The sequence below is a fragment of the Thermodesulfobacteriota bacterium genome (genome assembly GCA_040756475.1).
GTDB lineage: Bacteria > Desulfobacterota > Deferrisomatia > Deferrisomatales > JACRMM01 > JBFLZB01.
On record JBFLZB010000212.1, the window covers coordinates 1 to 7,496 of the forward strand.

General features: G+C 69.1%; 9 protein-coding genes. 1 reads left to right on the forward strand and 8 read right to left on the reverse strand.

All coding sequences use genetic code 11. The features are described from left to right. The first annotated feature begins 203 nt into the window (after positions 1-203). Positions 204-959 (forward strand): 3-hydroxybutyrate dehydrogenase, encoded by a 756-nt coding sequence (locus AB1578_20430; protein MEW6490262.1) that lies wholly within the window; start codon positions 204-206, stop codon positions 957-959. Positions 960-993: 34 nt separating this feature from the next. Here AB1578_20430 and AB1578_20435 read toward each other — a convergent pair whose 3' ends face one another. From AB1578_20435 to AB1578_20470, 8 genes are all read right to left on the reverse strand, one after another. Continuing rightward, a complete protein-coding gene (locus tag AB1578_20435) occupies positions 994-2,826 on the reverse strand; it encodes an ABC transporter ATP-binding protein (GenBank protein MEW6490263.1) in 1,833 nt (610 codons plus the stop codon). Between the two features lie 6 nt (positions 2,827-2,832). Next, on the reverse strand, positions 2,833-3,963 hold the full coding sequence (locus AB1578_20440; GenBank protein ID MEW6490264.1) for an MBL fold metallo-hydrolase: 1,131 nt from the start codon (positions 3,961-3,963) through the stop codon (positions 2,833-2,835). A 714-nt stretch (positions 3,964-4,677) separates the two neighbouring features. After that, positions 4,678-5,088 (reverse strand): type II toxin-antitoxin system VapC family toxin, encoded by a 411-nt coding sequence (locus tag AB1578_20445; GenBank protein MEW6490265.1) that lies wholly within the window; start codon positions 5,086-5,088, stop codon positions 4,678-4,680. Beyond that, on the reverse strand, positions 5,085-5,330 hold the full coding sequence (locus tag AB1578_20450) for an AbrB/MazE/SpoVT family DNA-binding domain-containing protein (GenBank protein MEW6490266.1): 246 nt from the start codon (positions 5,328-5,330) through the stop codon (positions 5,085-5,087). The genes AB1578_20445 and AB1578_20450 overlap by 4 nt, the downstream gene beginning before the upstream one ends. A 115-nt stretch (positions 5,331-5,445) precedes the next feature. Continuing rightward, positions 5,446-5,673, reverse strand: coding sequence for a hypothetical protein (locus AB1578_20455; GenBank protein MEW6490267.1), 228 nt, complete (start codon positions 5,671-5,673; stop codon positions 5,446-5,448). Between the two features lie 119 nt (positions 5,674-5,792). Then, on the reverse strand, positions 5,793-6,074 hold the full coding sequence (locus tag AB1578_20460; GenBank protein ID MEW6490268.1) for a hypothetical protein: 282 nt from the start codon (positions 6,072-6,074) through the stop codon (positions 5,793-5,795). 431 nt (positions 6,075-6,505) lie between these two features. Further along, a complete protein-coding gene (locus AB1578_20465) occupies positions 6,506-7,189 on the reverse strand; it encodes a DEAD/DEAH box helicase (GenBank protein ID MEW6490269.1) in 684 nt (227 codons plus the stop codon). A 59-nt stretch (positions 7,190-7,248) separates the two neighbouring features. Further along, positions 7,249-7,496: DNA gyrase subunit B (locus tag AB1578_20470; GenBank protein MEW6490270.1), on the reverse strand; the 248-nt coding region annotated here is incomplete at its 5' end.

Here is a 7,496-nt window from a genome sequence, read left to right on the forward strand (position 1 = left end):
TCGTGTGGGTGGACCCGCTGGGGAGCGAACCCCGGCGTCTGGGCGCGTAGGGGCGCACAGCGTGCGCCCGGAGGGTTCGGGGTGGACCCGAGGGCGGGCGCACGCTGTGCGCCCCTACGGGTGAAACGGCCGTATTCCCGAGCTCTCAGCCGCTACGCGAATCCACACGAATCGCAGGGCTCGAACGAGGAAGGAGGTAAATCATGAAGGGAAAGGCCGTCTTGGTGACCGGAGCCGCGAGCGGGATCGGAAGGGCATGCGCCGAGGCGTTTGCCCGGGAGGGCGCCCACGTGATCGTGCACGACGTGCAGGCCGAGGGGGCGGCCGTGGCACGGGCCGTGGGCGGCACCTTCCTTCAGGCCGACCTCTCGAGCATCGACGCGGTACGAACCCTCGCGCTCGATGCACTCGCCGTGAGGGGAGCGGTGGACGTCCTGGTGAACAACGCGGGCTTTCAAACCGTGTCGCCGGTGGAGGACTTCCCCGAAGACGTGTGGGCAAGGATGATCCAGGTGATGCTCATCGCCCCCTTTCAGCTCACCAAGCACCTGGTGCCCGGCATGAAGGCCAAGGGGTGGGGGCGCATCGTCAACATCTCGTCCCTCCACGGGGTCGTGGCGAGCCCCTTCAAGAGCGCCTACATCTCGGCCAAGCACGGCCTCATCGGGCTGACCCGCACCGTGGCCCTGGAGGTGGCGGCCCACGGCATCACCGTCAACGCCATCTGCCCGGCCTACGTGCGCACGCCGCTGGTGGAGAAGCAGATCGAGGCCCAGGCCAAGACCCACGGCATCGGCCCCGACGAGGTGATCCAGAAGATCATGCTCGAGCCCGCCGCCATCAAGCGGCTCATCGAACCCGAGGAGGTGGCGGACTTCGCCCTCTTCCTGGCCTCGGACAAGGCCCGGTCCTTCACGGGGGCGGCCCACCTGATGGACCTGGGCTGGACGGCGCGCTAATCCGGGCGCCGCCCGGGACACGGCCCGGCCGTGGTCAACCGGGCGATGCGAGGGCCGCGTCCGGGGCCCCCTCGCCGCTCTGCACGGCCCAGAGGCCCGCATAGACCCCGCTGGTCGCCAGGAGATGGTCGTGGGTGCCCCGCTCCACCACGACCCCGTCCACCAGCACCAGGATCTCGTCGCTGTGGCGCACGGTGGAGAGCCGGTGGGCCACGGCCAGGGTCATGCGCCCCTCCCGGAACCGATGCAGGTTCTCCTGGATGAGGGCCTCGGTGCGGGTGTCCACGGCAGAGGTGGCCTCGTCGAGAACGAGGACCGGGGGAGCCCGCAGAACCGCCCGCGCAAGGGAGATGCGCTGTCGCTGGCCCCCGGAGAGCTTGACGCCGCGCTCTCCCACCAGCGTCTCGTACCCTTCGGGCAAGAGGCGGATGAACTCGTCAGCCCCGGCAATGCGGGCCGCCTCCCGCAGGGCCTCCTCCGGAGCCTCGGGGAAGCCCAGGCGGATGTTCTCCGCCACCGTGCCGGAGAAGAGAAATGCATCCTGGGAGACGTAGCCCACGTGCCGGCGCAGGCTCGCCAGGGTAACGTTTCCCAGGGACCGCCCGTCCACGGCGATCTCTCCCCCCTGGGGCTCGTAGTAGCGCAGGAGGAGCTTGACCAGGGTGCTCTTGCCGGCACCCGTGGGTCCCACCACCCCCACCACCTTGCCCCTCTCTAGCTTCAGATCGACCCCGTTGATGACCGGGGGGCGCCCGGGGTAGGCGAACCGCACGCTGCGAAACTCCAGCACGCGGGGCGGGCGGTCCAGGGGGGCGGCGTCCGGCCGGTCGGCGATCTTCGGCCGGGTCCCCAGGAGCTCGGCGATGCGGCGGGCCGAAGCCTCGGAGCGCTGGAACTGGTTGATGAGCATGCCGAAGACGAAGAGCGGCAGCACCAGCCGCATGGCGAAGAGCACGAAGGTGGTGTAGTCGCCCACGCTGGGCCCGTGGCCGCCGAAGGTGAGCCACCCTCCCACCCCGATGAGGGCCGCGAACGCGCACCCTGCGATGCAGTAGATGAGCGGGATGAACTTGGCGCGCTCCCGGACGGCCTGGACCGCGGCGTCCCGGTACTCCGCCGACCGCTCCCGCACCCGCTCGGCCTGCTGGGCCTCGGCGGTATAGGCCTGGATGACCCCCATGCCCTGGAGGTTGGTCTCCAACACGCTGTTGATGGCCCCCACCGCCTGGCGCGAGCGCCGGTACTGGGGCTGCACCCGCGTCGCGAAAAAGCGCACCGCCACCACGGCAAACGGGAGGGGAGCGAAGAGCAGCGCCGCAAGCCGCCAGTCCAGCCACAGCAGGAAGCCGTAGGTCCCGACGAAGGTGATGACGATGCGCACCGAACTCGTGGTGGCATCCGAGAAGAAGTTCTCCAGATTGTCCACGTCGTTGGAGAGCACCGCCATCACGTCGCCGGTCTGGCGCTCCTCGAAGAACGACAGCTCCAGGCGCTGCAGGTGCTCGTAGAGGCGCACCCGAAGGTCGTGGCGCACCATCTGGGCCAGCGTGTCCCAGGCGTAGTCGCTCGTGCTCTGGAAAAGGGCGAGCCCCCCGAAGGTGGCGAGCACCGCGAGGCCGTACAGGGCAAACGCGCCGGCTCCCGCCGACCCCGCCTCCCCGCGCACCACCGCGTCCACCACCTTGCCCACCACCACCATGGGCAGGAGGTCGAAGAAGCGCGCCAGCACGTTGGTCGCCAGCCCCACGGCCACCCGGCGCCGGTAGGGCCGCACAAAGGGAAGAAGTTCCCACAGGGCGCTCCCCAGCAGGGGGACGCGCCCGCCGGAGTCCCCCTCGGGCATCGGTGCGTGGCGGTGCCGGTGCATTCCGGTTCACCCCCCGCCGTCCAGGAGCAGCCGCCCCCCCACGGGGAGGATGACGACCCGGTCCGCGAGGTCGGGCCGGGACGCCGCGGCGCGACGAAGCTCCACTGCGGGCCAGCTCGGGGGCTCGTCCCCCAGGGGCAGCACCCCCCACTGGGTCGGGACCAGGCGCCGAGCCCCCAGATCGTCGAAGGCCCGGAGCACCTCGGGGATGTCCATGTGGGCGTAGTGCATGAACCATCGGGGCAGGTACGCGCCGATCGGCAGCAGCGCCACGTCGATGCCGGGATAGCGGCGCCCGAGCTCCCGGTATCCCACGAAGTAGCCCGAGTCCGCGCCGAAGTAGACGCGCCGGCCGTCCCGCTCTAGGAGCCAGGAGCTCCAGAGGGTCTCGTTTCGCCCCTGCCCCAGGCGGCGCGACCAGTGCTGTGCGGGCAGGCAGGTGAACCGGCTGCCGCCCACCTCCGCCGCTTCCCACCAGCCGAGCTCCCGGACCCGCTCGGCGCCCTTCTCGCGCAAGAACGCCCCGAGCCCCGTGGGGCACAGGAAGGTCGCCCCGCTTCCCAGGGCGGCCACGCTTTCGGCGTCCAGGTGGTCGTAGTGGTTGTGGCTCACGATGGCGACCGCGCCGTCGGGGATGGCCTCAGGCCCGAAGGCAGGGGGCGCCAGCCGCCGAACGATCGCGGCCCGGTTGCTGAAGAAGGGGTCGGTCACGATCACCGGGCCGCCCCAGTGAAGGACGAAGGTGGCGTGGCCCACGTGGGTGAGGGAGGCGGGCTGGCTCGGGTCCCCCAGGTACGCCCCGTCGTTGGGCACGGGCGCAGGCCCCGCCCCCCCGGAGTACCCTTCCGCGGCTTCCGCCACCGCCGCCCGGCGCGAGAGCTTCCAGCGCCAGAAGTCCCAACCGGACTTCTCCTGGGGCAGCCAGGGGTTGAAGAACCGCCCCGAAGCGTCCCGGTTGGGCGCATACAGGTCCTCCACCCGCGCCCCCTCCGCCTGCTCCCGCCACCGCTCCTCATCGAAGGGGCGAGCGGCCAGGCAGCCGGTGACGCACAGCGCCAGGGCCACGACAGCCGCGCCAATCCGCGCCGCCGGCCAGCCCTGACCAGAGCGAGGCGAGAAGAACCCCGGTAGCCCCATGACCACGCCGCCTCAGCTTGGGAGAAGATACCCACCCGAACGTGCTCCCCCCGCCAAAGCCGCGATTCTCTCACCTCGCCCCCGGCCCCGCCAGCACCGATTCGGCGCACCAGCCCCCGCCTCCCGGTCGGCACCCTGCAAAGGTTCCCAAGTTTCCTGCGCCCCGCAGCCCGTGCGCGGCGCGAAGTGGCCCCCGCCCCGCCGCCGGCGGACTCCACCCCGTTCGACGCCCCAGCTCGGCCACGTCGAGGCGGCCACCGCGACCCGATCCGCTCGAGAGCCCGGGTGCCCCTCGACCCTCCCGCCCGTCACGCCGTGGACGAAGCCCAGCGCTTCCAGCGCTGCACCGCGCGGCATGCCACCCGGCGGCGCACCGGTTCCTCCCTGCGATCCAGGCCCGTTGATGGCCTCAACGATCTTCTGCCCGAGCACCCCCTTTAGGACTCCTAGCATGATTTCAGCTACGTCCCGTCAGACAATTGCGGTATTTCAGTTACGTTCCCTCCAGGGTTTCCCGGGATCGTTCGCTTCAAGGTGCTGCACCCCGGTGACTCGCTGTGTTGGTTGGACTCTGCGAAAGGATCCTTTAGCAGCGCCGGGCGTTATGAAACTTTCTGCCTCCAAAGTTTCTTAAGGACAGTGGTCACGGGCCCTGGGCCGTAACGACCCGACCTGGCGGAGGCGCTCCTCGACCGCGGGCCCTGCCTTCCCCACTCAGGGCTCCCGCCGCCGGACCCCTTTGAGCCTCGACGCGTGCTTCTTGTCGAAAGAGTACAGCTCGTCGATGCCTTGCTTCTCCATGACCGCGGCGATGTAGCCGTCGACGAAGTCGACGTTCAGGGTCTCGTAGTGGTCCAGGGCCCGGGCGACGAGGCTCCCGTTAACTACCTCCAGGCCCGGAGTCGCCAGAATGCCCCGCACAAGGGGAGCGACCTGGGCGCGCCCGAGGCCGTAGCTCGACTCCAGAACCCAGACTGTCTCGGCCAGCACCATCTCCGCCGTGACCAGCCTGACCTCTCCGGCCGCCGCCTGGTTCAGGAGCTGCTCGACCCGGTCCGCCTTGGTCGGGTCGTCGTTCGTCAGGTAGCGCAGGAAGAGATTCGTGTCGACGAACACCCGGGTCACGACATCTCCTCCGACACCCGCTTGCCCACGGCGGCCTTGGCGTTGGCCCGCTCTGCCTCGAAGTCGCCGGGACCGGCCGCTGTCACGGCCCCGCGCAGGTCCTTCAAGGTCTTCACGGGCCGGACCACCACCTGGCCGCCCTCCACCACAAAGTCGACCCGGTCGTTGGGCTGGACCCGAAGAAAATCGCGGATGACCTTTGGAATCGTTACCTGTCCCTTAGTGGTCACGGTCGTCAACATGACACTTACCTCTCAGCAGGAGTATTACGACACATCCTAAGTAAGGACCGACATCCGGTCAAGGAACCTTCTCTGAGTCGGCAGGCAGCGGGCCGGAACCACGTGCAGAACCGTCTCACGCCATGACGCAACGGTGCCACGTGGAACACAAGGGGCTCGCGGTGATGAGCACGCCGTCGTTCAGGTTTGGCTTCCAGGGGAGCTTGATGATGCGCTCGATCTCGGCCCGGAAGTCCTCCAGCTCCTTTTCGCGATCAAGCAGCTCCTCCAGCCGGGCCCGGGACCCCGCGCCCTCGCGCAGGGCGCCGATCTCGGCTCGCACCGCCTTGAGCTTCGGGTCCACAAAGTCGGCCAGAGCGGTGTGCAGGGTCTGGTCGGTGAGGCGGTGGTAGGGCGAGTGATGCGCGTGGTTTGACCCGCAGTCACGCCGCCGTCTCCTCCACCAGGATCTCCGCGAGCACGTTAGCGCTGGAACTCGGCAACCGCCGTGAAGCAGCGAGACCCCGCCTGGCTGGCGATAGCGATGGTCTCGGATTCTTCGTTCCGCAGCACGGCGACCGGCTCACTGAGCCCTTCCTGGATGCCGTTGGGCCAGGCCAGGTCGAACACCGCCTTCTGCTCGCCGGTTTCGGGGTCGGCTAAGTCGAAGAGCAGCGTGCCGGGCGGCAGACCGCGCGCTTCCATCCAGTCGTTCACGGCCTCGAGTTCTTGTTCCTCTTCCACGCTGCCGATGCCGCCGGGCACCGCCGCCGCCGCTGGGACCGCCGCCGTCGGTCCCGCCAGCACCGATTCGGCCCACCGGCCCCCGTCTCCCGGTCGGCACGCTGCAAAGGTTCCCAAGGTTCCTGCTCCCCGCAACCCGTGCGTCGAGCGCTGCTGCCCCTGCCCCGCCGCCGGCGGACTCCACCCCGTTCGACGCCCCAACCCCGCCCGGGTCCGGCCGGTCAACCCGACCCGATGGCTACCCATGACCGGGTGCCCCTCGATCTTCCCGCCCGCCACGCCGTGGACCACGCCCGGCGCTTCCTGGGAAGCACCGCGCAGCATGCCACCCGGTGGCGCACCGGCTCCTCCCTGCGATCCAGGCCCGTTCATGGCCTCAACGCTCTTCTGCCCGAGTGTCCCCCTTTAGGGCTCCTAGCATGATTTCAGCTACGTCAGACAATTGCGGTATTTCATTTCCGTCCCCTCCAGGGTTTCTGGTCGCCGAACACGTGTGGGTCGAGGACACTGACCAGGCCGAAGAGCTCCAGCAGGGTGTTCTGCAGGGGCGTGGCCGTCAGCAAGAGCTTGTGGCATCCCTCCACCGCCCCCGCGATCGCCTTGGCCATCTTGTTGGCCGGCTTGTAGACGTTGCGCAGACGGTGGGCTTCGTCGATCACCACCAGGTCCCAGCCGACGCGGCGGACGAGCTCGGCCTTGCTGGAGGCGAAGTGGTAGGAGCACAGGACCAGGCGGCCCGGCTGGTCGAACGGGTTCCCGTGGCCATCGGCCTGGAGCCGGTTGAACTGGCGGGCTTCGAGGACCAGGGTCGGGAGGTGGAACTTCTCCTCCAGCTCCTGCTGCCACTGCTTGCGCAGGGTGGCCGGCAGGATGAGGAGCACCTTGCGGCGGCGCTCGGCCCACCGCTGGGCGATGACGAGCCCGGCCTCGATGGTCTTGCCGAGGCCGACCTCGTCGGCGAGGAGCACGCCCTTGCTGAGGGGGGACCGGACGGCGAACAGGGCGGCATCGACCTGGTGGGGGTTTAGGTCGACGCGCGCGTTGGCGATGGAGCGGGACAGGGAGTCGATGCTCCCCGAAGAGCCCTTCAGGGTGAGGGCGTGCGCCCAGTATTTGGCGTGATAGACGGTTGACACCACAGCCCCCCTAGCCCGGTTTGGCCAGCTCCCGCACAACAACAACAAGAAGAAGAGTTTCACACGTCCAGGTTGCTGACCTCGAGGGCGTGCGTGCGGATGAAGTCCTTTCGGGACTCCACGTTCTCACCCATGAGGATCGTAAAGATCTCTTCGGCGGCTACGGCGTCTTCGAGCTTTACCTGGAGGAGGACGCGCTTTTCCGGGTCCATGGTGGTTTCCCAGAGCTGCTGGGGGTTCATCTCGCCCAGGCCCTTGTAGCGCTGGATGCCCAGGGACTTGCGGCCCTGGTCGAGGAGGACCTGGA

Excerpts from the sequence above, each read along its gene's own strand:
- AB1578_20430 (MEW6490262.1), top strand. The coding sequence starts at position 204 with ATGAAGGGAAAGGCCGTCTTGGTGACCGGAGCCGCGAGCGGGATCGGA.
- AB1578_20435 (MEW6490263.1), bottom strand. The coding sequence starts at position 2,826 with ATGCACCGGCACCGCCACGCACCGATGCCCGAGGGGGACTCCGGCGGG.
- AB1578_20440 (MEW6490264.1), bottom strand. The coding sequence starts at position 3,963 with ATGGGGCTACCGGGGTTCTTCTCGCCTCGCTCTGGTCAGGGCTGGCCG.
- AB1578_20450 (MEW6490266.1), bottom strand. The coding sequence starts at position 5,330 with ATGTTGACGACCGTGACCACTAAGGGACAGGTAACGATTCCAAAGGTC.